Origin of the sequence: Herpetosiphon gulosus (genome assembly GCF_039545135.1) — a bacterium.
GTDB classification, from domain to species: Bacteria; Chloroflexota; Chloroflexia; order Chloroflexales; family Herpetosiphonaceae; genus Herpetosiphon; species Herpetosiphon gulosus.
In genome coordinates this window covers 123,089-146,838 of the sequence record NZ_BAABRU010000012.1, presented here as the reverse complement: position 1 = coordinate 146,838, position 23,750 = coordinate 123,089, and the positions used below count along the sequence as shown (strand labels likewise).

General features: G+C 50.2%; 22 protein-coding genes and 2 tRNA genes. 5 read left to right on the top strand and 19 right to left on the bottom strand.

The features are described 5' to 3' along the window. Window positions 1–20: 20 nt before the first annotated feature. From ABEB26_RS17080 to ABEB26_RS17035, 10 genes are all read right to left on the bottom strand, one after another. Window positions 21–1,424: a TadA family conjugal transfer-associated ATPase gene (locus ABEB26_RS17080; protein ID WP_345723249.1), complete on the bottom strand. Its 1,404-nt coding sequence runs from the start codon at window positions 1,422–1,424 to the stop codon at window positions 21–23. 18 nt (window positions 1,425–1,442) lie between these two features. Then, window positions 1,443–2,696: a CpaE/TadZ family protein gene (locus ABEB26_RS17075; RefSeq protein WP_345723248.1), complete on the bottom strand. Its 1,254-nt coding sequence runs from the start codon at window positions 2,694–2,696 to the stop codon at window positions 1,443–1,445. Window positions 2,697–2,715: 19 nt separating this feature from the next. Next, entirely contained in the window at window positions 2,716–3,807 is a 1,092-nt protein-coding gene (locus ABEB26_RS17070) for a CpaB family protein (RefSeq protein ID WP_345723247.1), read from the bottom strand. A 195-nt stretch (window positions 3,808–4,002) separates the two neighbouring features. Next, on the bottom strand, window positions 4,003–5,142 hold the full coding sequence (locus ABEB26_RS17065) for an acyl-CoA dehydrogenase family protein (RefSeq protein ID WP_345723246.1): 1,140 nt from the start codon (window positions 5,140–5,142) through the stop codon (window positions 4,003–4,005). Between the two features lie 41 nt (window positions 5,143–5,183). Continuing rightward, window positions 5,184–6,602, bottom strand: coding sequence for an acyl-CoA reductase (locus ABEB26_RS17060; RefSeq protein WP_345723245.1), 1,419 nt, complete (start codon window positions 6,600–6,602; stop codon window positions 5,184–5,186). Continuing rightward, window positions 6,560–7,120, bottom strand: coding sequence for a hypothetical protein (locus ABEB26_RS17055; RefSeq protein ID WP_345723244.1), 561 nt, complete (start codon window positions 7,118–7,120; stop codon window positions 6,560–6,562). Before ABEB26_RS17055 ends, ABEB26_RS17060 begins: the two co-directional genes overlap by 43 nt. Then, window positions 7,117–7,653, bottom strand: a complete 537-nt coding sequence (locus ABEB26_RS17050; RefSeq protein ID WP_345723243.1) for a methylated-DNA--[protein]-cysteine S-methyltransferase — start codon at window positions 7,651–7,653, stop codon at window positions 7,117–7,119. Before ABEB26_RS17050 ends, ABEB26_RS17055 begins: the two co-directional genes overlap by 4 nt. Before the next feature lie 4 nt (window positions 7,654–7,657). Beyond that, complete coding sequence (locus tag ABEB26_RS17045) at window positions 7,658–9,415, bottom strand: hypothetical protein (RefSeq protein WP_345723242.1); 1,758 nt, start codon at window positions 9,413–9,415, stop codon at window positions 7,658–7,660. Between the two features lie 59 nt (window positions 9,416–9,474). Next, window positions 9,475–9,560 (bottom strand) — tRNA-Leu (locus ABEB26_RS17040). 17 nt (window positions 9,561–9,577) lie between these two features. Next, window positions 9,578–9,654, bottom strand: a tRNA-Pro gene (locus ABEB26_RS17035). Between the two features lie 371 nt (window positions 9,655–10,025). Here ABEB26_RS17035 and queD point away from each other — a divergent pair. The 3 genes from queD to ABEB26_RS17020 are packed head-to-tail and all read left to right on the top strand — an operon-like array spanning window position 10,026 to window position 12,764. Beyond that, on the top strand, window positions 10,026–10,427 hold the full coding sequence (gene queD, locus ABEB26_RS17030; RefSeq protein ID WP_345723241.1) for a 6-carboxytetrahydropterin synthase QueD: 402 nt from the start codon (window positions 10,026–10,028) through the stop codon (window positions 10,425–10,427). Beyond that, on the top strand, window positions 10,424–11,116 hold the full coding sequence (locus ABEB26_RS17025; RefSeq protein ID WP_345723240.1) for a 7-carboxy-7-deazaguanine synthase QueE: 693 nt from the start codon (window positions 10,424–10,426) through the stop codon (window positions 11,114–11,116). The genes queD and ABEB26_RS17025 overlap by 4 nt, the downstream gene beginning before the upstream one ends. A 19-nt stretch (window positions 11,117–11,135) precedes the next feature. After that, window positions 11,136–12,764: a flippase gene (locus ABEB26_RS17020; RefSeq protein WP_345723239.1), complete on the top strand. Its 1,629-nt coding sequence runs from the start codon at window positions 11,136–11,138 to the stop codon at window positions 12,762–12,764. Here the strand turns inward: ABEB26_RS17020 and ABEB26_RS17015 are convergent. From ABEB26_RS17015 to ABEB26_RS16975, 9 genes are all read right to left on the bottom strand, one after another. Continuing rightward, window positions 12,756–13,109: a cupin domain-containing protein gene (locus ABEB26_RS17015; RefSeq protein WP_486348315.1), complete on the bottom strand. Its 354-nt coding sequence runs from the start codon at window positions 13,107–13,109 to the stop codon at window positions 12,756–12,758. The two genes, ABEB26_RS17020 and ABEB26_RS17015, sit on opposite strands and share 9 nt — an antisense overlap. Window positions 13,110–13,119: 10 nt before the next feature. Next, the gene (locus tag ABEB26_RS17010) at window positions 13,120–14,490 is read right to left on the bottom strand and encodes a peptidase MA family metallohydrolase (protein WP_345723238.1); all 1,371 of its coding nucleotides are present in this window, start codon (window positions 14,488–14,490) and stop codon (window positions 13,120–13,122) included. A 37-nt stretch (window positions 14,491–14,527) separates the two neighbouring features. Further along, complete coding sequence (locus tag ABEB26_RS17005) at window positions 14,528–14,926, bottom strand: hypothetical protein (protein ID WP_345723237.1); 399 nt, start codon at window positions 14,924–14,926, stop codon at window positions 14,528–14,530. Between the two features lie 11 nt (window positions 14,927–14,937). After that, window positions 14,938–15,381 carry a hypothetical protein gene (locus ABEB26_RS17000; RefSeq protein ID WP_345723236.1) on the bottom strand — a complete coding sequence of 148 codons (444 nt, stop codon included), beginning with the start codon at window positions 15,379–15,381 and terminating at the stop codon, window positions 14,938–14,940. After that, window positions 15,378–15,626 carry a hypothetical protein gene (locus tag ABEB26_RS16995; protein ID WP_345723235.1) on the bottom strand — a complete coding sequence of 83 codons (249 nt, stop codon included), beginning with the start codon at window positions 15,624–15,626 and terminating at the stop codon, window positions 15,378–15,380. Before ABEB26_RS16995 ends, ABEB26_RS17000 begins: the two co-directional genes overlap by 4 nt. A 190-nt stretch (window positions 15,627–15,816) precedes the next feature. Continuing rightward, on the bottom strand, window positions 15,817–16,080 hold the full coding sequence (locus tag ABEB26_RS16990) for a hypothetical protein (RefSeq protein WP_345723234.1): 264 nt from the start codon (window positions 16,078–16,080) through the stop codon (window positions 15,817–15,819). 44 nt (window positions 16,081–16,124) lie between these two features. Next, window positions 16,125–16,415 (bottom strand): hypothetical protein, encoded by a 291-nt coding sequence (locus tag ABEB26_RS16985; protein WP_345723233.1) that lies wholly within the window; start codon window positions 16,413–16,415, stop codon window positions 16,125–16,127. A gap of 204 nt (window positions 16,416–16,619) precedes the next feature. After that, complete coding sequence (argS, locus tag ABEB26_RS16980; protein ID WP_345723232.1) at window positions 16,620–18,350, bottom strand: arginine--tRNA ligase; 1,731 nt, start codon at window positions 18,348–18,350, stop codon at window positions 16,620–16,622. A gap of 279 nt (window positions 18,351–18,629) precedes the next feature. Beyond that, window positions 18,630–19,634 (bottom strand): LacI family DNA-binding transcriptional regulator, encoded by a 1,005-nt coding sequence (locus ABEB26_RS16975; protein WP_345723231.1) that lies wholly within the window; start codon window positions 19,632–19,634, stop codon window positions 18,630–18,632. Window positions 19,635–19,947: 313 nt separating this feature from the next. On the opposite strand from ABEB26_RS16975, the gene ptsP reads away from it, so the two are divergent. Together ptsP and pfkB are read left to right on the top strand one after the other, a co-directional pair. After that, window positions 19,948–22,425, top strand: coding sequence for a phosphoenolpyruvate--protein phosphotransferase (gene ptsP / locus ABEB26_RS16970; RefSeq protein ID WP_345723230.1), 2,478 nt, complete (start codon window positions 19,948–19,950; stop codon window positions 22,423–22,425). Next, entirely contained in the window at window positions 22,422–23,414 is a 993-nt protein-coding gene (pfkB, locus tag ABEB26_RS16965) for a 1-phosphofructokinase (protein WP_345723229.1), read from the top strand. The genes ptsP and pfkB overlap by 4 nt, the downstream gene beginning before the upstream one ends. Window positions 23,415–23,750: the final 336 nt, after the last annotated feature.

The following is a 23,750-nucleotide window of genomic DNA, read 5'->3' as shown; positions in this document are numbered from 1 at the left end:
CTTTCTAGCGAGTAAAGCCGTTAGTAAAAGCGCTCTGAACTATTGCCAAAGACGTTCGGTGGCAGGTAAATATTCAAGGCTTCAAAACGATCAAGGAAGCGTGGTCGAACGCCAGTTGGGCGGAGTGACCCCACAATCTTACCACGTTCATCGAGGCCTGTTTGTTCAAAGACAAAAATATCCTGGAGTACCACAAGATCGCCTTCCATCCCAGTAACTTCTGAAATGGCCATAACCCGCCGTGAACCATCTTTGAGTCGCGCTTGTTGCACAATCAATTCGATGGCCGAGGCGACTTGTTCACGAATAGCCTTGAGCGGCAAATCCATCCCTGACATTAAACACATCGTTTCGATCCGCGCAATTGCGTCACGCGGTGTATTGGCGTGGAGTGTGGTCATCGAACCTTCGTGACCAGTATTCATTGCTTGCAACATAGCCAACGTTTCGCCACCACGACATTCGCCCACGATGATTCGCTCAGGCCGCATCCGCAGACAGTTGATAATCAAATCGTTGATTGAAATTTCGCCCTTGCCTTCGATATTGGCAGTCCGCGATTCGAGCGAAATCACGTGATCCTGCTGAAGTTGAAGTTCGGCAGCGTTTTCAACCGTAATCAAACGCTCATCTTCAGGAATAAACGATGAAAGCACGTTCAATAAGGTCGTTTTACCTGAACCAGTACCACCAGACACCACCACATTGATCCGGGCGCGAACACTTGCCGAAAGAAAATCCATCATTTCGCGGCTAATTGCGCCAAACCGAACAAGATCATCGGGGCCAAGTGGCTTTTTGGAGAATTTACGAATTGTGATGACTGGACCAATCAAGGAAATCGGTCGAATAACCGCATTAACCCGCGAGCCATCTTTGAGACGAGCATCGACCATGGGCGAGCTTTCATCGACCCGTCGGCCAAGTGGAGCCACAATCCGATACAACACCCGCATCGCGTGTTCATCGTCGATGAAGGTGGTGCCTGAAAGCGTCAGCTTGCCTCGTTGTTCGATATAGATCTTGTTTGGCCCATTGACCATGATTTCCGAAATGCTATCGTCTTTGAGGAGCGAATCAAGCGGCCCAAGCCCAACGATATCCGACATCAACGATTCGACCAATTGTTGGCGTTCGACCCGACTTAACACGATATTTTCGCTGTCGAGTACGGCGCTCAAGAGATCTTCGACGGTTTGGCGGATTTTGGTTTCATTGGTGCTATTGACATCGCGAACTTCTTCAGTCAAACGACGCTGAACACGATGTCGCACATCAAGTAGGCGATCTTGGGAAGAAACTGCAGCAGAGCGCGGAATAGCTCCATCAGGGCGTGTGGCAGCAGCACTTGGTTGTGCTGCTGCTGGTGATTCGGAAGCCGAGGATGGGGACGTATTTCCTGCAATACGCTTTAGGAGCGACATAAGCCACCCTCCATGCGTCTAACGTTTGGTCAATCGAGCGAAGAGACCCTTCGGTTCTTCTTTTTTGGGTTGCTGTGGGCGTGCGCCTTCGCGGCTAGTGCGGGTAGTTCCTGAAATCAGATAGGCCAAGTTGGCCACATCGATTGAGATTTGATGGCGAGGCTGATCGATAATCAAAGGTACGCCACGGTTAATCGCATTGACCATTTCAAATGGGGCATTGCCAATTTGCGCCGCAACCTTATGTTGAATATTGGCCTCGACTTGATCGACCCGAATGCCAAATTTAGCATCGGCTTTGTTCAAGACCAACACCAGTTTCTCATCGTTGTAGCCAAGCAACTCGGCCACTTCCAAAAACTGGCGAATATTCTTAATCGATGAGAGTTCCATCGTCATCAGCAAGACAATTCGATGGGCGGCATCAAGCACAGCCATGGTTTGATCTTGGAACGATGATTGGGTATCAACTACCACATAATCATACTCACGCCGCAGGGCCTCAAGCACTGTCCGCACATGATCAGCCGTAACCAGTTCACCCATTTGCGGGTTGGCTGGAGCCAGCAACACCTTGATTTGTGAGGCGTGGGTGGTCATCACATCATTCAATAATTCCTTATCAAGATCATCGATCCGCGAAGTGAGATCATTGATCGTTTTGGAGCTATTGATGTTGAACATCACCGCAATATCGCCAAACAATAAGCTAGCATCGACCAAACAAACTTTACGATTACCAGGCAATAATTTTAAGGCAACTGCTAAATTTGAGGCAATTGCACTCTTGCCAGTGCCACCCTTGGGGCTATACACAGCAATAATTTGGCCGGTTGATTGATCATGTTCTTCGACCTGTTGGGCCGCTACCACAAAGCGGCGTTGGGTTTGCTGCAAGCGATAGACTTCGCGGATGCTACTGGCGAGTTCATCGCCACCAACTGGTTTAGTGAGAAACTGACGAGCACCAGCCAACATTGCACGACGCAGGTAATCGGTTTCACCTTGGACGCTCATCATAATGACTTGCGTATTCGGCACCTGCGCCATGATCGCCTCAGTTGCTGCAATGCCATCCATATCGGGCATGTTAATGTCCATCAAGACAACATCGGGTTGAATTTGCTTGGCCTGCGTCACGGCCTCGCGCCCCGTTGCTGCTTTGCCGACAACTTGCATATCCTTCTCAAAAAACAAGAGTTTCTCGAGGTTATCACGAGTATCTGCAATATCGTCAACAATTAGTACGCGAATTTTATCGGACTCAGCCATGCAATTCTCCTTGGTTGTATTAAGGCGTTTGAGTTGGCACTGCTGTTGGCAATGGTTGTTGTTGTGGTGCGTTGGGTAATGGGAATGGAATTACAACCGCTGGTTGTTGTGGTGGCTGTGGTGGTGCAGGAGCATCCAACAGTTTCACAATCATGTTGGGTTGAGCATAGACTTGTGGTACACCATATAAGCGCATCAACAGATCCATGGTAACCCCAGTTGTTGCAATTTGATCATCTTGATCATCAGCACGCCGCACGACTATATTTAGTTTACTACCAGTTTTAGCTTTTGTATATTCCAAAAGCTCAGCTTGTTGGGCAGTTAAGGCAACCACAATTTGCCATTGTGAGCCTTCATTAAAGACAGGCTCTGGCGTAGGTTGAGCCACAACAGGCGAACCATCAACCACAACTTCGATTGTTGGTTGCGCAGCGGCTGGGGCACTCCCAATTTGTTGACCATCAGGCGAAACTAATGGCGGAGCCACAACTTTCAAAACCGGAACATTTTGGGCTAAGACATGGGTGCTGATATCTAAATATTTTTCATCAACTAGCGTCACCACACCATCACGATCAATCCCTGTAAAGCGCAAATATGGCTGTTCAAGGCTATAGCTGCCAAGAATATCAATGTTATTGCCTTCGGCGACAATCCCACCAATATCACTGACAAACATATTATAGGCTTTGAGCGATTCTTCACCTGAGACTGGAATTGGTAATTTTTCGGCAATCCCAGCGTTACGGAAGGTCGATTTTTTAATTCGCTCGCCACCACGAATATCGGTTGTGGTTACCTTCCCTTGAACCACGCTGTAAAATTCCGTATAGAGTACATCGTCGGGGGTAACATCGCTAGGGGGCACTTCGAGGGCATTGAAATATTGCTCAAGATCGCCGCCAGTAATCAATTTGTTGGCTTCGATGTCGGTCGCTGCTTCCAAAATTTGCACATTTGGAATCGGCATGGGGGTTGGCTCAAGTAATGAAGGGTCACCACCTGGTTGGTTTTTTTGCTGATTGGTTAGATACACATAACCGCCAGCAAGTGCTGCTATGAGAACAACGACGGCAATAATCATGCCCAGAGCTGAGTTTTGGCGCATAAAAATACGTCCTCCGAAACAATATTGGGAGCTCGTGAGGCAAGCGTGCCCCCGTTTTATGGTGAGGTTCGCGGCTATTATACACGATCGATCAACTGTCTATCACAGCTTTGCAAGCAGATCAAGCTTACTAATGATTAAAGAGTGGTTAAATAATCAACCAGCACCAACGATGCTGGCTGATTAAGCAGTATGTTATTTGGCAATCTCGCGTGAAATCACCAAGCGCTGAATTTCGCTCGTGCCTTCGTAAATTTCGGTAATCTTGGCATCACGGAAGTAGCGTTCAACCGGATATTCCTTGGAGTAGCCGTTTGAGCCGAAGATTTGCACGGCTTTGGTGGCTGTCCACATGGCAGTTTCCGAGGCATAGACTTTGGCCATCGCCGCCGCTGCAATATAATTCTCGCCCTGATCTTTGAGCCATGCCGCATGATAGGTCAACATACGGGCTGCTTTGATCCGCGTGGCCATATCAGCTAGGGTAAAGCCCACCGCTTGAAAATTGATAATCGATTGGCCAAATTGTTCGCGGACTTTGGCATAATCCAAGGCCGCTTCATAGGCGCCTTGGGCAATCCCCAAGGCCTGCGAGGCGATCCCAATCCGGCCACCATTCAAGATCGTCATGGCAATTTTGAAGCCTTCGCCAGGTTGGCCCAGCATGCGGCTTTTGTGCACTCGATAGCCATCATACGACATTTGAGCTGATTGAGCCGAACGAATGCCCAATTTATCTTCGACCTTGAGAATTGAAACGCCTGGCTCATGGGTATCAATTAAAAATGCGGTGATCCCTTTGACTCCTTTTTCTGGAGCAGTCATGGTCATCAACAAAATTGTGTCGGCTTTTGAGCCATTGGTAACCCAGTTTTTGGTGCCCGTAATGATGTAGTAATCGCCATCTTCAACCGCACGGGTTTTCTGAGCCGCCGCATCCGAGCCAGCCCCAGGCTCGGAAAGCGAGAAGGCTCCGAGTTTTTGGCCGCTGGCCAAGGGCGCAAGAATATCGCGTTTTTGTGCTTCAGTGCCAAATTTTTCAATCCCAGCACACACCAACGAATTATTGACCGAGGCAATCACCCCAACCGAGGCATCAACCCGCGAAAGCTCTTCGATCATAATCGCATATGAAACGTAATCGAGGCCTGCCCCGCCATAGGCTTCATCGATTGCGACACCCATAAAGCCCAATTGGCCCATCTTTTGCACAATGTCAGTCGGCCAAATTTTATGCTCATCACGCTCAGCAACTGTTGCCCGAATTTCACCTTCGGCAAATTCGCGAGCCGCTTTACGCATAAATTCCTGATCGTCCGAGAGCTTGAAATCCACGTTGATTCCTCCAAAATCTGTCGAATGCGCTTATAGTCTAATTATACGTGAGGATTGGCTGAGCGTTCGAGATCGACCCAGCGTACCAAACTGCGCAAGGGATCACGCCCATCGTGATGCCAAGCCGCTTGGGGAAACGCTTGTTGCCCCGCTTGGCAGATACGCAAAACGCCGATTGCCGCCAGCGCCTCAGCCAACTCATGACGCTGTGCAGCACTACATACCAGCGTAACACTTTGCAGATGTTGATGCAATGGTTTTAATCGTTGGGCCAGCTCAGCCAGATCGGCCACTGGCACAAGTTTGATTAAACGCCCAGCCACTGTGGGCAAAGCCTCACGTTGATCAACCACCACTAGCCATGGCTGATCAGGCTGGCTCAACAGTTGGATTGGCTGACCACTCAGGGCTTGCCATTCATAGTCATCAGCACTACGCCGCGTAGCAGCCAGAATTGAGCTACTTGCAGGATAACGCTGGCTCAAGTCGGCCAATGCTTGGTTCAGGGCTAGCCCAAATTGGCTTAATTGCTCAGCCGTTGGCGCTTCAACCACAATTGCTTGGGGCGAGACACAGCCTTGCTGCTCAAGCATCACGCCATCATACGCCAGTTTGCTGGCAATTTCAGCCAAATTAGGGGCAGCCAACATGGTTTGGCTAACATAGGCCAACGAATAGCGCGAGCCATAATCCAGCCAACGAATATGAGCAGGGCTACGTTGACGCACAGCCGCAATCGCTGCATCGCTGGCATTGGCAATAATCGCCTCGGTATTAGCCAAAATTGGGGCTTCGAGCGCCTGATCGCCGCCACTCCACCAGAGCACTGCAATGCTCTCTGCCAATGCAGGTAGTTGTTGAATTAAGCTAGTAGCAAAAGCCGCCGCCCACAATGGCTCGCCACGCGCTACTTTAACCAAGCTTGGCGACTTGACCAGCAAGCCATCGATTAAGCTTTGAATCGCAACCCCAGGCACATTACCAGCGCAAATATGCCAAGTCAGGCGCGGGCCAAATACACGACTCTCGCCAATCACCATTGGCCGCCAGCCATCAAGCAACAATGGGTCGCCAAATTGTTCATTCAAGCGTTGCCAAATTTGTGGAGCACGCCAATCGGCCAGCATGCGATCAAGCACTTCGTTCAGCATTGCCGGGCTATAGCCATTAATTTGGGGTAATTGATCGAGCAATTGCAAACGTGGCGGATAATCTGGCGCAAGCCATTGTTGCGCCGCCCGATCGATCGCTGCCACAATCGTGGCGATAGGGATTTGTTGCAAGTTGCTGGCGCTAGAATATAAATGCTCGACCAATTGCAGCATCTGACCGGGGCTTGGTTGAGGCACAGCGATACTTAACCCACCAAATTGCTGGCTAGTTTGGGGCCAAGCAAAATTTGGCGGCAAGCAGGCGCTCATTGGCTCAACGCAGCCATACAGGCCTCGCGAATCGCCCATGCTTTGGTCAGGCTTAGCCCTTGGCTGGTGGCCCATTTCAAGAGGAAATTACGATGAACAGTTCGTTTGAAATCGCCAATTTGTACAGGTGTAATCTGTTGCTCTTCAAAAAATTGCAAAATTGGCTCAGCCTTTGGCGAGCGCGTTACATCGATATTCCAACGGCCATAGCGTAAAAAACAATGGGCCTCGGGAATCGAGGGTAAATTATTTGAAGCAAGGGTTTCGCCTACACCTGGTGTATTCTTGCCATCCATCAGATAAATGCCAAAATATAAATTAATTGGTAAGGCTAATTCGCGGGCTAACTCGGCCAAGAAGGCATGTTTGGTGCTGCTGGTACCACGTTTTTCGCTCAAGACCAAGCGCCAATCGAGTGGGTTGGTATTGCGCCCAAAAGGCAGCGTCGCGATCCAGCGGGCCACTGCTTGATAATGTTCTAATCCTTGAGAGATCAGGCTCGCGCTTATTGGCAAATCGGCATCGAGTGGCACATCAGGCAAGCGTCCAACAATCATGACATCATCTCCATTGAATAGGTGGCGATAACCGGACTAGCTTCACGATCACAGAGTTGTTGTTGCCGAACCCGCCCCCAGCGGTAGTAGCCAAGCCCTTGCGGCGAATTGGATAAACGATGACAGGGAATAATTAATGCTAAAGGATTATGGCGCAAGGCTTGATTGATTGCATGAGCGGCTTGATACGGCGCTGACAACGTTTGGGCAAGCTGTTGATATGACCATTGCTGACCAAAGGGAATGAGGCTTATTTGTTGCCAAATTGCTTGCTGCTGAGCCGAGCCATGCCAGGCAATTGGTAACTCAAATTGTTGGCGTTGGCCCGAAAAATAGGCTTGATATTGGGCAAACGCTTGGTCGAGCAACGCATTTGAGCGATAGAGCAACAGCCGATCGGGGTAGGCTTCGGTTAATTCAGCCAATAACTCACTATCATCATCGGCAAAACTGGCCAACAACAACCCCTCGGACGTAGCCGCCAGCAGCAAACGCCCAAAGGGGCTGGTTTGAATACAATACTCTACGGGCATAATGCTATTTTCTAGTTAGCGGCAAATAGATGGGCTGAAGCTGATCAACCACCCGCAGGCTTACTTGAACGGTGCGTGAAGCAACACCATCGCCATTAACCGTAAACTGATAATTATAGGTTCCGGCACTTAGGCTACCAATTTGTGCCTTGATCGTCAAATTGGCTGTGTCAACCACGCTACCACTGCTGGGCGTAACCGTTAAACCTGCCGAAGCATTACTAATATTCCAAGTGAGCGCATTTTCGCTGCCGCCATTGCTCAAAGGAATATCAGCCCGTGCCTCACCGCCACCAACCTCGGCCAATAAACTCACCGAATTTTGCACATTCAAACTGACCGGAATTTTCTGCACAATAAAAATTGGATCGTTGGTTAGCACAATGCTAGCGGTTGTACCATTAATCGTTGGGGTAAACGATTGATTATTACGGGTGCGAAAAATCCACTGCTTACCAGCAGTTAGTGGAAACTGAATTGTGGTGTTAGCCCCAGGAGTCCAAAGGACATCAATTTCAGTGTTGCCACGGCTATAACGATAGGCATACACACCACCAGTATTATTGCTATTGGCAACATAATTGTGGGTATGCACTCCCGATCGAATGCCAAGCGGCGTGGCGTTTTCAAGTAAGCCCGCCATGGTTTGAAAAGCAGTATAGGCTGATTTGGTAGCATAGCTATTATTTGAGAGATTGCCGACCATTTCTGAGCCACTAAATGGGTGTGAACCATCGAAAGCATCTTCAAGTTGCAACCAATTAATGTGTTGCACGCCCAATTGTTGGGCAATCACAAAGCTGCGAATTAAGTAGCGGGCTTGATTTTCGGCGCTCACTACTGGGCAACTGGCCGAGCCAGGGCTGGTACACCAACCAATCTCGGTGATCCAAATTGGGGCGCTAGGGCGGCCAATATCGTTGGTGAGCCAATTACGGGTGTTGAGCAAACGCCCTTCGAGCGTGACGCTCGAAAATGTACCAATCGCATCGGGGGCAATCGTTGGCATATAGGGGTGAATCCCTAGTACATCGAAGCTGGTTTTGGCTGCGGGTATTTGGCGAAACACCCCATTTGTGCCATTGAGAAAATCGAAGCCATCGCTAAAGCCATCGAACACATACACCCCGCCAGCCACCACAATTGCCGTAGGATCAGCTTGTTTGATCGCGTTATAGGCGGCAACCAAGATTTCGCCATACCGACGGCGGCGCAAGGCTTCGTTATTGTTGATTGAACTCCAGGTGGCGACAAAATTTGGCTCGTTCCAAATTTGCCAAGCGGCAATCCGTGGCGAACCTGGCGCATCGCTGACTCCATCGCCATCGTAGCGCTCGACCATCCAAGCGGCAAATTCGGCATATTGGGCAGGATCGCTGGGTGGACACCAGTAGTTGTTATTGCCAGCACACGAGGATTCGCGTGCCCAAGCTGGGGTCGTCAGCAGCATGCCAATAATCCCAAGGTTGGCATCGGCGACGGTTTTGATGCGGCTATCGTAGGTGGTGCGAAACGTGCCATTGTTTGGCTCAATTTCGGCCCATGGCAACTCTTCAAGCGACCAATCGGCGTTGGCCGTGGCCATAGTTTGAGCTAGAAGTGCTACATTATCGCCAGTGGCAACGCGCTCGTTTTTAGTGAGGTAGCCATTGATACCCCAAGGCGTGATTGTGCTAGGCTGAACCGCTGGCACATCGGGAGCGGCAGGGGCAGGGCTAACAAGCCCGAAGAGCATCACCAACAATACACCAAATTTGCGCAAAATAACAACCTCATGAACAAAAAAAATCAACTGTGTACATTATACACAGTTGATCAATTTGGTGCCGAAGGTGGGAGTCGAACCCACATGAGGTTGCCCTCAATGGTTTTTGAGACCATCGCGTCTGCCATTCCGCCACTTCGGCTTATTGATGTTGTTAACTGGTCGGGGCGCCGCGATTCGAACGCGGGACCTCTTGAACCCCATTCAAGTGCGCTACCGGGCTGCGCCACGCCCCGTCAAGTTCATTGGCTCTCAGTCACGACAGCCGCATTAGATTACCACGAAAGCCCTGCCTTGTCAAATTTGGAGATGAGGGGTCAGGGGCTAGGAATTAGGGATCAGAGAGCGTAGTATTTCTGAAACGACAAAGAGCGTTTTGTAACCACAAAGGACACGAAGAGCACAAAGGGCACGAATGGGCATTGACTATAGGCTGAAAGATTGTATGAGATACCAATCATTGTTCCGATAACCAATAGCCCAAAGCCTGTAGCCATATGTTCTATGTTCTTTGCTCTATGTTCTACTTGCCCCATCCCCATGGTACAATAGCCATGTGCGTCAACCGTTGGCGCTTTTTTTGCCACTTAAACACCTAGTAGATGATATGTACGCGATTCTTACCAAACAATTTCGCTTCGAAGCAGCCCATCAACTCCCTAATCATCGCGGCAAATGTGCGCGGTTACATGGCCATTCCTATTTATTAGAGGTCAGCGTGCGTGGGCCGATTCAGCCTGCCCGTGGCCAAAGCGATGATGGCATGGTGATTGATTTAGAACAAATTAAGCAGTTGGTCAACGAAATTATTATTGCCCGCGTTGATCACTATAATCTTAACGATTTTTTGAGTGTGCCCAGCACCGCCGAAAATATCGCCCATTGGATGTGGGATCAGCTTGAACAGCAAGCGCCGGAATTTGCCGCCTTACTATGGCGCATTCGGCTGTGGGAAACCGCCAGTGGCTATGTTGAAATTAGCCGTGCCGAACGTGAGGACCAGCCATGAATGTGATGGAAGTTTATCGCTCGGTGCAAGGCGAAGGCACATTGATGGGCGTTCCAACCACATTCGTGCGCTTTTTTGCCTGCAATTTGCGCTGTAGCTGGTGTGATACCAAATATTCATGGAGCGTCAAAGAGGGCGGTAAATGGGAAGATTTGCCGATTGCGACCCTCGCGCAACGCATCGCCGACCAAGGCGCACGCCATGTCGTATTAACTGGCGGCGAGCCAATGTTGCAGCGCGAATTGCCAGCTTTGGCCCAAACTCTACGTGCAGCAGGCCATCATCTCACAGTTGAAACCAATAGCACCCTCTTTCGCCCAGAACTGGTTGAATTGATCAACCTCTGGAGCTTATCGCCAAAATTGGCTGGAGCCAACACGGGCATGTTGCGGCTCGAACCATTGCGCCAATTTATGCAATTGCCCGCCAGCCAACAACAATGGAAATTTGTGATCACTGGCGAAAGCGATTTAGCCCAATTGCACCAATTTGTCAGCGAACATCAGGATTTTGCCGAGGCCCAATTGCCAATTATTTGGCAGCCAGAAGGTCGCTGGGCTGAGCGCGATTATGCTCATGCCCTCGAATGGCTGGCCGAACGAGCTCAATTGCCTGAATGGCGACCGTTCAATGTGCGCGTGCTACCCCAAATGCATGTGCTGATTTGGGGCCAAAAACGGCTTGTCTAATGCTTCCAAGGGAGTTTTTGTGGCACTACAATTACTAAGTCTACCAACAGTTTCATTGCGAAGCTGGATTTTGGTAGGCTTATTTAGTTTGGGCCTGATTGGCTTATTGGGCTTAACCTTGGCAGGCATTCGACGTTGGAGCAAACCACGTCAAGCGACTGATGATCATTTGAGCACGATTGGCCGCAACGCCAGTATTCCCTTTGCTTTGCAAATGGCCAGTCGCATGCTCGATTTGGTCTTTGCGATGATTCTCTATCGCTTTTTGGCGGTCGAAACTGTCGGAGCCTACGATTTTGCGGCAGTGATTGTGGTTAATTATTTTGGCACAATTGCCGATTGGGGCTTAACTGTTCTGGCAACGCACGAAATTGTACGCCAGCCCAGCCAAGCACCCCAAACATTTCGCACAACGCTCTGGCTACGTCTGCGCTTTGCAATTTTAGCTTTGCCAATTGCCATCATATTCGTGTTGATTTACAACGGCTTAGCGCAAGCTGAAATTACGGCGGTTGGTCTGACCAGCCAACAAATTACTGTAATTGCGATTTTGATGCTGACTTTGTTTCCAGCGGCACTTTCGGCTAGCGTCACCGCTTGGTTGCAAGGCCACGAGCGCTTGGTCGCGGCTGCGGTCGTCAATCTTTTGACCAATATTGGTAGCGCGGCGTTTCGCTTAACCGCCTTGATTTTGGGCTTTGGCATTATTGGGATTGCCAGTGGGGCATTGGCAGGAGCGTTGCTCAGTGCACTCTTATTTTGGCTGGCGATGCGCCGTTTCTTCCCCGAAGTGGCGTGGTTTGGCCCAACTTTACCCGCCAAACCCTTGCTCAAAGAGGGCTACCCGCTGTTGCTCAATAGTTTGTTGATGACGATCTTTTTTCGTTTTGATACGATTTTGTTGAGCGCCTTCCATGGTTTTGTGGTTTCGGCAACCTATGGTGTAGCCTATAAACTGATTAATTTGACCCAAATTGTGCCGCCAATTGTGGTTAATGCGATTTTCCCAACGCTAATTCGCCGTTCAGGCGATGATCGAGCCGGAATGAGTCGGGCCTATGCTGGCACATTGCGGATGTTGCTGAATTTGGCCTTTGGCATCGCCGTTGTGGCTACAATTCTCGCAGTGCCACTCACCACATGGCTGGCCGATCGGCCCGAATATTTGCCGGGCAGCGTCTATGCTTTGATGATTACGATTTGGTATTTGCCCGGTAGCTATCTGAATGGGCTGACTCAATATGTGATTATTGCGCTAGGCAAGAAGCAGGCAATTACCAAGGCTTTTGGTTTAACTGCAATGGTCAATTTAGGCTTGAATATTTGGTTAATTCCGCGTTATAGCTATTTTGCTGCCGCCTCGATCACAATTCTTTCTGAGCTTGTGTTGTTCTTGCCGCTGTGGTTGGTGCTGCGACGCGAACAGATTAATATCAACTTGGCCAGCCTATTTTGGCGACCTGCGCTGGCAGCGTTGCTGGCTGGCGGCAGCGGCTGGTTGTTGCTCGGCATCAATGTGTATTTGGCGGGAGTTGTGACCGGATTAATCTATAGCGCTGGATTATGGTTCAGCGGCAGCATCGGTCAAACTGAACGCGAATTGGCGATGCGGATGCTCAAAAAGTTGCGACCTCAAACTTCAAACTGATTCAAGCGGCGCTAGCACCCGATCGCCATGGCTATTTGGCTGCGAAATTAGCAAAAATTGTAATTCCGCTGGGCCTTGATTGCTCAATTGATGGGCTGCCCCAACCGGAATCGCCAATGAATCGCCTGCTCGAAGCTGGTGGATTGTGCCATCAACTTCAAGCGTCGCAACCCCTTGCAACACGTAAAACACTTGGTCGGCATATTCGTGGTAATGGCGCACTTCGGCCTTGCCGACTGGCACACGCTCTTGAATAAGGGTAAATGCTGCCGATTTATGTAAAAACCAGCCGTCGCAACCATCGCCCCAAACATAATGTTCAGCATTTTTGAGATTAATGATCATCAGCAACCCCCTAGAGTGGCAATATTCGCTTGCGCAGGGCCCGCCGTCGATCAATATTCCAGGCCATGCCCAAACCAACCACGACAATCAACACGATACCCACGATTTTTAGCCGCAGATTGAGCGATTCGAGCAACTGAGCGGCTTGGCTGCGCCCATTGCTATCGCCAAGCTGGCTAAATAAATTAGCGGCTTGCTCAATATTGTTGCGTGCAGCAACCACGCGAATTCCATTCAAATCGCGGCGGGCAGTTTCGAGCAATTGTTGGGCTTTGAGGCCTTGGTCGGCGCGTTGCAGATAATCATTCAGCAATTTTTGGCGATCAATTCGCGCCAAATCAGCAAATAACGGCAAGGCTTGTTCGATTGCGGTTTTGGCTTCAGCGTAACGGCCTGACAATAGCGCCACGCGGGCAGCAGCAGCAGCATCTTCAGCTCGCACACCTTTGCGAGCTTGTTCGCGTAAAGCGGCAATCGCTGGATCATCCTTGATCGTCAGGGCGGTTTCGGCGGCAGTCAAGGCCTCGCTATAACGACCAGCAGTAAGGGCGGTTTCGATGCTCGCTTGATCGAAGGCGACACTCGGCGCTTGCTTCCAACCACCATCGATCCATGTTGGCAGTTGAGCCAGCCATTCGCTTTCAAGGCTTTCGGCGCTAAGACTATACGCCTGACTGAGGGCAGAACGATAGCCGCTAGCTGTACGTAGCGCCTCTAAAAAAGCCAAAAACCGAGCCATGCCATAGCGTTGAATTAAGAACGAGACCATCGACCAGCTTTGGGGATAGCCCAGCGCTGGATTATCGTAGACCGCGCCAGTGCTATCCAAGGCTCGCCATGTTGCTAATTGTTTATTTTCTAGAGCTTGTTTGAGCAAGGCAATTTTGTAGCCACTTTGGCTGGTTGGCACTTCAACATATTGGGCAATGCCTTCCTGCCACATCGTGCTTAATCGGCCATCGGAAAGCTCAGCAGCGATAATATGCATTAATTCATGGCGCACATTATTGCGTAATTCTTCATCGCTCATGCCAACGGTTTGCTGCACAGCAATGCTAATTTCGCGCCGCCCAGTGTGGGCATGAGCCACGATGCCTTCGAGCCAACGGGCCGCAGGATTCACCTGTTGATACAGTTCTTTAGTGGGGTAGATGCGCAGCGTCAAGGGTGGGGCAGGTCGATAACCAACCACCGCCGTAACTTCCTCGTAGATCGCGTCGCTATAGCCAGCATAGCGCTCGGCTTCGGCTTCGCTGCCTTGGGGATACAAAATAGAAATATAGGTGGTTTTGCGTTCAAGCCATTGAGGGAGATCAGTTTGAGCAGCCACAGGATGCGGCCAGAGTAACAGAATGATCAGCAAACATAACAATTGGCGCATCGGTAGATCCCTTTCCTATGCGCCAATTGTACCATGGCTACCACGCGCCACTCGAATCGCCGCTGCCTGAGCGTGACGAATTATTGCTTGAACCCAGCGAATCTAAATCTATAAAATCGGGATCAATTGGGTTCCAATCCACATTCGGTAAATGGACTGGTGGATCTTGATAGGTATTGTAGCGCCAACGTGGTTTTTTACGTGGAATTGTGGGGTCATGCGCTCGTCGCGGCTGTAAACGAGCTTGTAGTGATCGCGGACGGAAAAAGATAATCCAAATTGCATAACTTGACAACAAAACCCCAGGCACGGTCACTATTGCCAAGAGCAAGTTAAGTGACGTAAAGGGCAAAAGTAGTTGCATACAGATCAAGGTTAATGAACTAAACCAAACGATCACTGTTGGCTTATGTGGAGCAAGTTTTTGCAAAATCATGTTAAATCCTCTCACCAAGAACCACTCGAATCACCACTATTACTATCAGAAGAACTGCTAGAATCGCTCGACCATGAGCCGCCCGAATCGCCACTTGAGGACGAATCATAGGTTGATTGTGAATAATCGTAGCTCGCCGACCACGCCGAATCATTCCTCGAACTTGAATAGGATGGATTTGGTAATTGAGTGTACGTGTTATTGCTCGAGTTTTGTAATGGATATGGTTGGATTTGGCTTGAATCAGCTTTTTTGCGTTTGTTGCGTTGCGCTTTAGCCCGACGTTTGGCTTTATTGCTTTTGGGATTGGGCGACGAATAGTGATAATGCTGGCGAGTTTGGCGTTGCTTGATTGTGGATGACTGGATCGATTTGCGGCGACGCAGCCAGAGAATAATGATCACACTAAGTGCGACTACCAAACCAAAACTGATTATCGCCACAAAACCATTCATCGAGTATTACCACGAGCCGCTGGAATCGCCGCTAAAACTATCTGAGCTGGACGAACTACTGGAATCGCTCGACCATGAGCCGCCCGAATCGCCGCTTGACCATGAACTACCTGAATCGTTGTTCGACCATGAACCACTATCGAAACTGGATGAACTGTCGTTTGACCAGCTCGAATCGTTGTTCGAATCCCATGATTGGGATACATGGATACCAGTTGCAATGCCGATGCCGGTTGTGAGATCATCGGAATGATTGTGGTTATGTTGATGAAAGGCTGGGTTGTGCTGATTGTAATGGCGACGATGTTGTCCGTTTGAGCGACACTGCGACTTGCCCCTATTGATGATAGTGGATACAACCATAACAATGGCAAACATCACAAAGCCAAAGAAAATTATCAACTCCATTGAATTTCTCTCCTTGCTTGTCAATTGCTAATCGCTGGAATCGCCACCGCTATCCGAGGAACCGCCGGAATCGCCCCACGAACCGCTGGAATCGCCGCTATTGCTATCGGAACTCCAATGCGAATCGTTGCTAGCACTATAACCATCGCTCGCCCCCCAGTAAACACCAGAGCTATGCGAATGAGAGCGAGGGCCAGATTGTTTTTTCAATACCAAGAAAATGAGCAATCCAACTAAAGCAATAATCGGAATACAACAGCAAATTCCACTAATATCAAATGAAAAGCGCATACCTACTCCTCTCGCTCATAATTACAATGCCAATTTAGTAATTTCTAATCGTCATCATAATCATCATCGTAATCGTCGTCGTGACCATGGCGATGACCATAGTAGTGTTTTTTCTTATGCTTTGGGCGATAGTGATTGTAATCGTGGGATTGATAATATTGGTTACGTGACGGGTAGTGATGCTTCGAGCCTTTGAAACGATAGGCAAATTGGTTGTATAGCCCTTTGAAATTGCGCGTGTGTAAGGCCTTCTTGGCAACAAATGCCACAATTACCAAGCCTATGATAAGCACAACGGCACAAAGTACCAACCCAAGTAGCAGAACTTTGATCATGATGACACTCCTTTGTTGTCATGGCTCTCGCGCTTCTGTACGCGAGTTTAGCGTAAACGTTGCATAGAATACAAGAATACGCTCCGTTCCCTCACCCCCTAGCCCCCTCTCCCGCCCGCGAGGCGAGGGGGAATCCCCCTCCTCTATCATTAAGCTTGGAAATCCCGCGGCGGGCGAGGGCTAGGGGTGAGGGAAATCTGCTAATTACATCCGCTCGGGGGCGGCGATTGAGAGGAGACCTAAGCCGTTGCGCAAGGCTTGCGCGGTAGCAGCAACCAATTGACCCCGTGCAGCTCGCAGGGCTAAAGTTTCAGCTTTCAAAACCGAGCAGCTATCGTAGAATATGGCAAAGGCTTTGGCCGTCGCATACAGCCAATCGGATACCACGAACGGAGCATAGCGTTCAGCAGCATCAACAATTACCTGCGGTAAGCGTGCTAGCTCTTTCAACAACGCTTGCTCAGCCGGATGGGTCAACACCCGCCCATCGTAATTTTGGGGAATTCGCCCGAAATCGCGCAAAATTGAGCAGCAACGGGCATGCATATATTGCAAATAGGTTGAACTATTGCCATCGAATGCCAACATGCGCTCCCAATCAACCACAACATCGTGGGCTGGATCGTGCTGTAAATTGTGGTAAATGACTGCGCCAACCCCAACTTGCTCAGCGATTTCATTGATTTCTGTGCTCGAAAAGGGAATTTTCGCTTCAAGCGCTTTTTGTTTGATCACGGCTTTGGCACGGGTGCAGGCTTCATCCAACAATGGCTCCAGATAAATCATGGTACTAAAGCGTGCGCCACTGGGCGAGCGCCGTTCTGGGCCTAAAATCATGCCACAGGCAACATGCGCCAGATCAGCTTTGGTGTAGCCAAGAGTTTTGCTGATGGTAAAGGCTTGGCGAAAATGCAATTCTTGCGCTTGCTTAACCACATAGATAATTTTAGTGGGTTGGTATAGCTCCTCGCGATATTTAATTGCGGCAATATCACGCGTAATATACAAACTGCTGCCATCCGAGCGATTAAGCAACAAGGTTGGTAAGGCTTTGCCCTGTTCATCGAGCAAATCTTTAACTACCGCCACATGACCATCGAGTTGGGCAATCTGATAATGCAAAGCCTCTTTGATCACCACTTGGGCTTCGCGGGCATAGAAACTTTCACAATGTTGCACATCGAACGCCACGCCCAAACGCCGATAATTGGCTTGGTTGGCAGTTAAACTCAACTCAACAAGCTGTTGTAAAAGCTTGATCGCTTGCGGCTCACCCTTGGTCAATTTGCTAGCCCAAGCTTGAGCTAAATCGTGCACTTGATCATCAGCATGATATTGTTGGGTTTGTTGCTCCAACGAAGCCAGCATGCTTTCGCCATTGCCATTACGATGTTGAAAGTGCTGCATCGCTGCCAACGAAATGCCCAATTGAGGATCGTAATCGCCCCAATGATTCATACGAACTACTTGGTAGCCCAAGGCGCGGTAGATATTGACAATCGCTTGACCAATCATGGTTGAGCGAATGTGATCGACACGCATGCGTTTGGCAATGTTGGGCGACGAATAATCGACCACGACCGCTTGGTTTTGGCCTCGGTTGCTACGGCCATACTCGGCTTTACGTTGGCTAATATCGTGCAACACCGATTGGGCGAAGGTAACCGGATTGAGCGAAAAGTTGACATACGCGCCCAAGGCCGAGGCGTTTAAAACCAGGCTCTCAGGGGTAAATTTAAGCACATTTGCTAGAGTCTGAGCAAATTGGGCCGGATTAATTCCGCGCAGTTTAGCCGCGCGAAAACATGGCAAGGCTAGATCGGCCTGCACGCCGCTGGCTTTGGGGGCAACTAAATCGATCAAGTCGGCAGGTATTAACGTGGTGTCAAGCAATGCATCACGAATGGCTTGCTCAAAACGAGCAAAAGTGTCCATTTCAGGCTCCAAATCAGTCTAGCAAATTTAGGTCGTATCGACTCTATATCCTAACATAATGTTGGCAATTCGTAAGTCCTAAATTGGTCGGGCAAAAGACGGATTTTATTGTAAGGATGAAGGATGAATTATGAGGGATGAAGTGAACATCAAGTATAAAACCTCTTTATAACCCAGAGATGCAAAGAATAGGGCTATTGGCATTAGGCTATCGGAGATCAGTTAGAAATGCCAACAATTGTTCCGATAGCCCATAGCCTTCAGCCAAAAGTCTGGGTTTTATGCTCGTACTCGCTGTTCAACACTCGATTCGCGCACAATTAGCTCGCCTTGCAAAATAATTTTGCGGGTTGGCCGTTGTGGGTCAGCCACCCGTTGCAAAACTAATTCAGTCGCTGAGCGGCCAATTTCATCGGTTGGTTGAGCTAAAACGGTGATCGCTGGCTGCACTAAACTGGCCCAAGCAGTGTCATCGAAGCCGACCAAGCCAATTTGCTCAGGCATTTGCAAGCGGCGTTCGCGAATAGCTTGAAGTGCGCCCGCAGTCAGTAAGCTATTGCTGGTAAAAATGGCCTCTGGTGGTTGCGACAAACGCAAGAGATCCAAGGTTGTGCTATGACCAGCCTCAGTACGTGGTCGTACAAAGCGCAAATATTCGGGCTGCATGCTGATGCCTGCATCGCGCAAAGCATCTTCAAAACCGCGCTGGCGTTCGCGCCCAGTCGTGCTGGCCTCGCCAAAAATCGCCCCAATCCGACGATAACCTTGGTTGATTAGATGTTTGGCCAACATATAGCCAGCGCCTACATTATCCAACAGCACGGCATCAACATCGCCACTGCGCAACGAACGGTCGATTAATACCGTTGGAAAGCTCAAGTTCAATTCATGAAAACGATTGAGGGTATGGAGCGTAGGCGAGAAAATCACGCCTGCCACTTGCTCATCGCCCATCAGTTGCAAATACAACAACTCTTTTTCGGGATTTTCATCGGTGTTGCAGAGCAGCACATTGTAGCCATGAGCATAGGCCGTATCTTCGACGGCGCGACTAACGGCGGTAAAAAAGGGATTACGAATATCCGAAACGATCAGGCCCAACGTATTGGATTGCTGCGAACGCAAATTGCGGGCAATCAAATTGGGTCGATATTCCAACTGAGCCACCGCCGCTAACACCCGTTCGCGCACTTCTTGCCGCACATGAGGATGGTTGGCTAAAACCCGCGAAACTGTCGCCGTCGAAACATTGGCTGCTTTGGCAACATCTTTGATGCTAGACATAGCGAGACTCCCCTTGGCAGTAGTCGATTGCAGTGCTGAAAACGATTGCGGCATTATAGCAGATGATTGGTTAATTTCTCGAAATATATTGTAATCGATTTCACAATAGAATACTCGTAGCCAAGCCAAATAGCTACTTGATAGACCTATTCTACTGAAAAATGATGTAAAATCAAGCCCTCTTGTGAAAAGTATTGACAAATTGTTTGTAATCGATTACAGTAATTTTAGCAAACAAATTCAAAGCTCTCCCCGCAACCCTACCTGAGCCACTACTCACAACGGGTAGCCATCAGCGACAAAGGAGTCCGACGTGATCGAGCTACAGCAGCGTCATATCCAACTCAAGAGTCAGCCCGCCAACAAGCAAGCGGCAATTCAACAGGCAGGCCAACTACTGGTTGCCAACGGGCAGATCGAGCCTGGCTATATTCAAAGTATGCTCCAACGTGAAGCCCTTTCGAATACCTACCTCGGCAATGGCATCGCAATTCCTCATGGTTTGCCCGAAGCCCGCGATCTAATTCGCCAAACCGGAATTGTGGTGTTGCAAGTGCCCAACGGGGTGCAGTGGAACCTAGGCGAAACTGTGCATTTAATCGTTGGCATCGCCGCTCGCTCCGATGAGCATATTGCAATTTTGCGCCAACTCACCCGCGTGCTTGGCGATAAAACCTTGGTTGATCAACTCACCCATACCACAAATCCTGATGATCTGATTCGTGCATTAACCGGCGCTGAAACGGCTTCCGCAGCCCCGGCGGCTCCGGTGATCAGTGTGGCGGTTGCTAGCGACCAGCCCTTTTTCGAAACCAAAGTCTTGAATCCAACTGGCTTTCATGCTCGCCCTGCCACAACCTTTGTTGATTGCGCTAAGCGTTTTCAATCGGAAGTGCGCATGCGCTATGGCTCGCGTGAGGCCAATGGCAAAAGCTTAATCTCAATTTTGCAGCTCGGCATTCCCCATGGCGCAACAATTCAGGTCACGGCTCAAGGTGCTGATGCCGCTGCCGCGCTGCGTGGTTTGCAACAGGCATTGGCTCAAGGCTTAGCTGATGAAACAGCGGAAACGCTTCCAACACGCGCTGCGGTCGATGTGCGCTGGATACCCAAGGCGGTTGAGCAGACGATCAATGGGATTAGCGCCGCACCTGGCTTAGCGATTGGCTTGCTACGCCGTTATAGCCATAGCAAGTTGGTAATCGAAGATCGGCCAAGTGATCCGATGATTGAAGTCAATCGCTTTGAACTAGCCTTGGCCGCCGCGCAAGCAGAACTATCAACGCTCTACGATGAAGTACAAGCGCGAATTGGTTCAGGCAAGGCGGCGATTTTCCGGGTGCATAGCGAAATGTTAAGCGATACCAGCCTTGTGCAACAAACCGTCGGCCTCTTATTTGAAAAACATAGCGCCGAGTGGGCTTGGCATCAGGTGATCAGCGGACGCGTGGCCCAAATCGAAAAGCTTGACGATCAAGTGCTAGCTGGCCGCGCAGTTGATTTGAGTGATGTTGGTCAGCGGGTGTTGCGCCAGTTGATTGGCGGCGATCATCAACGGCCTTTGAATGCGGCCACGCCCGTGATTATTTTGGCCGACGATTTGACTCCCTCCGATACTGCTGCCTTTGATCCCGACACCATTTTGGGCTTTGGTACGGTGCGCGGTGGCCCAACTTCGCACACCGCAATTTTGGCCCGTTCGCTGGGAATTCCAGCAATCGTTGGATCTGGCGAAGGCTTGTTGGCTCTGCCCGAAGATGCAATTGCAATTCTCGATGGCTACAATGGCAAATTATATGTCAACCCAAGCAGTGCCGATATTGAAGCCGCCACCAACTTGCAAGCCGAATTGGCCGAGCAACACGAGCGTGCTCAAGCCACCCGTTTCGAACCAGCCCAAACCAGCGATGGCCATCGGATCGAAATTGCCGCCAACATCAATCGCGTTGCCGATGCGAGCGTTGCCGCCGCTGCGGGAGCCGAAGGCGTGGGCTTGATGCGCACCGAATTTCTGTTCCTTGAGCGCGATAGTGCTCCCAGCGAGGAAGAACAATTCGAGGCCTATCGCGATATGGTGCAAGCAATGACGGGCCATTCGGTGATTATTCGCACGCTGGATATTGGCGGCGACAAAGTTGTACCCTATCTCGATTTGCCCAAAGAAGATAATTCGTTCTTGGGTATTCGCGGGATTCGGCTCTGCCTTGCTCGGCCTGAATTATTTATCCCACAGCTCCGCGCCATTTATCGTGCCGCTGCTTTTGGGCCGCTCAAAATTATGTTCCCGATGATTGCCACCTTGGAAGATTGGTACGCCGCGCGAGATTTGGCAGAGCAAGTTCGCCGCGAACTCGATGCACCCCAAGTGCCACTCGGCATCATGGTCGAAGTGCCATCGGCGGCAGTGCTAGCCGAACAATTCGCCCAAGAGGTCGATTTCTTCTCGATTGGCACCAACGATTTGACCCAATACACCCTGGCAATGGATCGTTTACATCCACAATTAGCCAGCCAAGCTGATGGCCTGCATCCAGCGGTGTTGCGCATGATCGACCTGACCGCCCGTGCTGCCAACGCCCACAACAAATGGGTTGGCGTATGTGGTGGAATTGCCGCCGATGCTCGTGGTTCCTTGATTTTGGTGGGCTTGGGCGTGCATGAACTCAGCGTCAGTGTGCCAGCCATCGCCGAACTCAAAGCCGCCATTCGTCAACATAGCTTGGCCGATTTACAAGCACTAGCGCAACGTGCCTTGGCATGTCGCAGTGCTGCCGAGGTACATCAATTATGAGTATCGTTACACTAACCCTCAATCCTGCCATCGACCAAACGATTTTCATCAATAATTTTCAGCTTGAAACCGTCAATCGGGCCTATGATCTCAAGAGCCATGCTGGTGGCAAAGGCGTGAACGTCGCCTCGCTGCTGGCCGCCAACGGCCATAAGGTGGTGGCAACTGGCTTTTTGGGCGATCAAAACACCGAATTGTTCGATAAATTGTTTGCTGAAAAACAGATCGATGATCAATTTATTCGGATTCCAGGCCAGCCACGGGTTGGGATCAAAATTAGCGATCAACAAACCCAGCGCACCACTGAAATTAATTTGCCTGGTTTGACTCCAACCAACGAGCAATTGGATGCGATTCGCGCCACGATCAAACGCTTGGCTGCTGACGATAATCAATGGTTTATTTTGGCGGGCAACGTGCCGCCAGGTATTCCCAGCACAATTTATGGTCAACTGATCGAAATTATTCGGGCAGCAGGCAAGCAAGTTGTGTTAGATACCAGCGGCGAGGCCTTGCGCTACGGACTGGCTGCCGCCCCAACCATTGCCAAGCCCAACCTTGCTGAACTTGAGCAATTTGTGGGCTACCCGCTGACCAGCGAACAAGCCGCAGCCAAAGCAGGCCGCGAACTGCTCAGCCATGGCATCAAATTGGTGGTGATTTCGATGGGTGAACATGGGGCACTCTTTTTGGATAATGCCCAAAGTTTGGTGGCGATTCCGCCAAGTGTAGCGGTACAAAGCACTGTCGGCGCAGGCGATGCCATGGTTTCGGGCTTGGTTGCCGCCCAAACCCAAGGGCTTGATCTCGTCGCGAGTGCCCGTTTGGCAACGGCCTTTGCTGCCGCCAAAATCACTCAGCTTGGCAGTAATCTCCCTGCTGCCGAAATTGTCGAGCACATTCGCGCCGATGTGGTGATTCGCCCATGCAATGCGCAACTTGATGTGTTGCAACGCGGCGCAAATCAACTCAAGGGCGTTCCACTTTAACAAGGGGTCAGGGGCTAGGGAGCAGGGGTCAGACGTTGAAACCGCGAAGAACACGAAGGACGCGAAGAGAGTTTTGACGCAGAGGTGCAGAGGGTAAGGCTATTGGCTATTTATAATGGTTCATTGGGTTGGCAACCAGTGCTCGTTCCCTCGCCCCCTCTCCCGCCCGCGAGGCGAGGGGGAACCGATCCAACCATGCGCCCCTCTCCTGCCGCAGTGGGAGAGGGGTCGGGGGTGAGGGAATGCTGGACTGATTGTTAAGGCTATTGGCTAGCGGAATATACGAGGGTTTGGCAATAGGTACTTGGCATTGAAGGGGATACTCATCCCTAGCCA

Coding starts and splice junctions, on each gene's coding strand:
- queD (WP_345723241.1), top strand. CDS start 10,026: ATGTACGCGATTCTTACCAAACAATTTCGCTTCGAAGCAGCCCATCAA.
- ABEB26_RS16985 (WP_345723233.1), bottom strand. CDS start 16,415: ATGATCAAAGTTCTGCTACTTGGGTTGGTACTTTGTGCCGTTGTGCTT.
- ABEB26_RS16975 (WP_345723231.1), bottom strand. CDS start 19,634: ATGTCTAGCATCAAAGATGTTGCCAAAGCAGCCAATGTTTCGACGGCG.
- ABEB26_RS17025 (WP_345723240.1), top strand. CDS start 10,424: ATGAATGTGATGGAAGTTTATCGCTCGGTGCAAGGCGAAGGCACATTG.
- ABEB26_RS17070 (WP_345723247.1), bottom strand. CDS start 3,807: ATGCGCCAAAACTCAGCTCTGGGCATGATTATTGCCGTCGTTGTTCTC.
- ABEB26_RS17080 (WP_345723249.1), bottom strand. CDS start 1,424: ATGTCGCTCCTAAAGCGTATTGCAGGAAATACGTCCCCATCCTCGGCT.
- ABEB26_RS17015 (WP_486348315.1), bottom strand. CDS start 13,109: ATGATCATTAATCTCAAAAATGCTGAACATTATGTTTGGGGCGATGGT.
- ABEB26_RS17005 (WP_345723237.1), bottom strand. CDS start 14,926: ATGATTTTGCAAAAACTTGCTCCACATAAGCCAACAGTGATCGTTTGG.
- ABEB26_RS17060 (WP_345723245.1), bottom strand. CDS start 6,602: ATGGGCGATTCGCGAGGCCTGTATGGCTGCGTTGAGCCAATGAGCGCC.
- pfkB (WP_345723229.1), top strand. CDS start 22,422: ATGAGTATCGTTACACTAACCCTCAATCCTGCCATCGACCAAACGATT.
- ABEB26_RS17010 (WP_345723238.1), bottom strand. CDS start 14,490: ATGCGCCAATTGTTATGTTTGCTGATCATTCTGTTACTCTGGCCGCAT.
- ABEB26_RS17050 (WP_345723243.1), bottom strand. CDS start 7,653: ATGCCCGTAGAGTATTGTATTCAAACCAGCCCCTTTGGGCGTTTGCTG.
- ABEB26_RS17055 (WP_345723244.1), bottom strand. CDS start 7,120: ATGATTGTTGGACGCTTGCCTGATGTGCCACTCGATGCCGATTTGCCA.
- ABEB26_RS16995 (WP_345723235.1), bottom strand. CDS start 15,626: ATGATCTCACAACCGGCATCGGCATTGCAACTGGTATCCATGTATCCC.
- argS (WP_345723232.1), bottom strand. CDS start 18,350: ATGGACACTTTTGCTCGTTTTGAGCAAGCCATTCGTGATGCATTGCTT.
- ABEB26_RS16990 (WP_345723234.1), bottom strand. CDS start 16,080: ATGCGCTTTTCATTTGATATTAGTGGAATTTGCTGTTGTATTCCGATT.
- ABEB26_RS17000 (WP_345723236.1), bottom strand. CDS start 15,381: ATGAATGGTTTTGTGGCGATAATCAGTTTTGGTTTGGTAGTCGCACTT.
- ABEB26_RS17075 (WP_345723248.1), bottom strand. CDS start 2,696: ATGGCTGAGTCCGATAAAATTCGCGTACTAATTGTTGACGATATTGCA.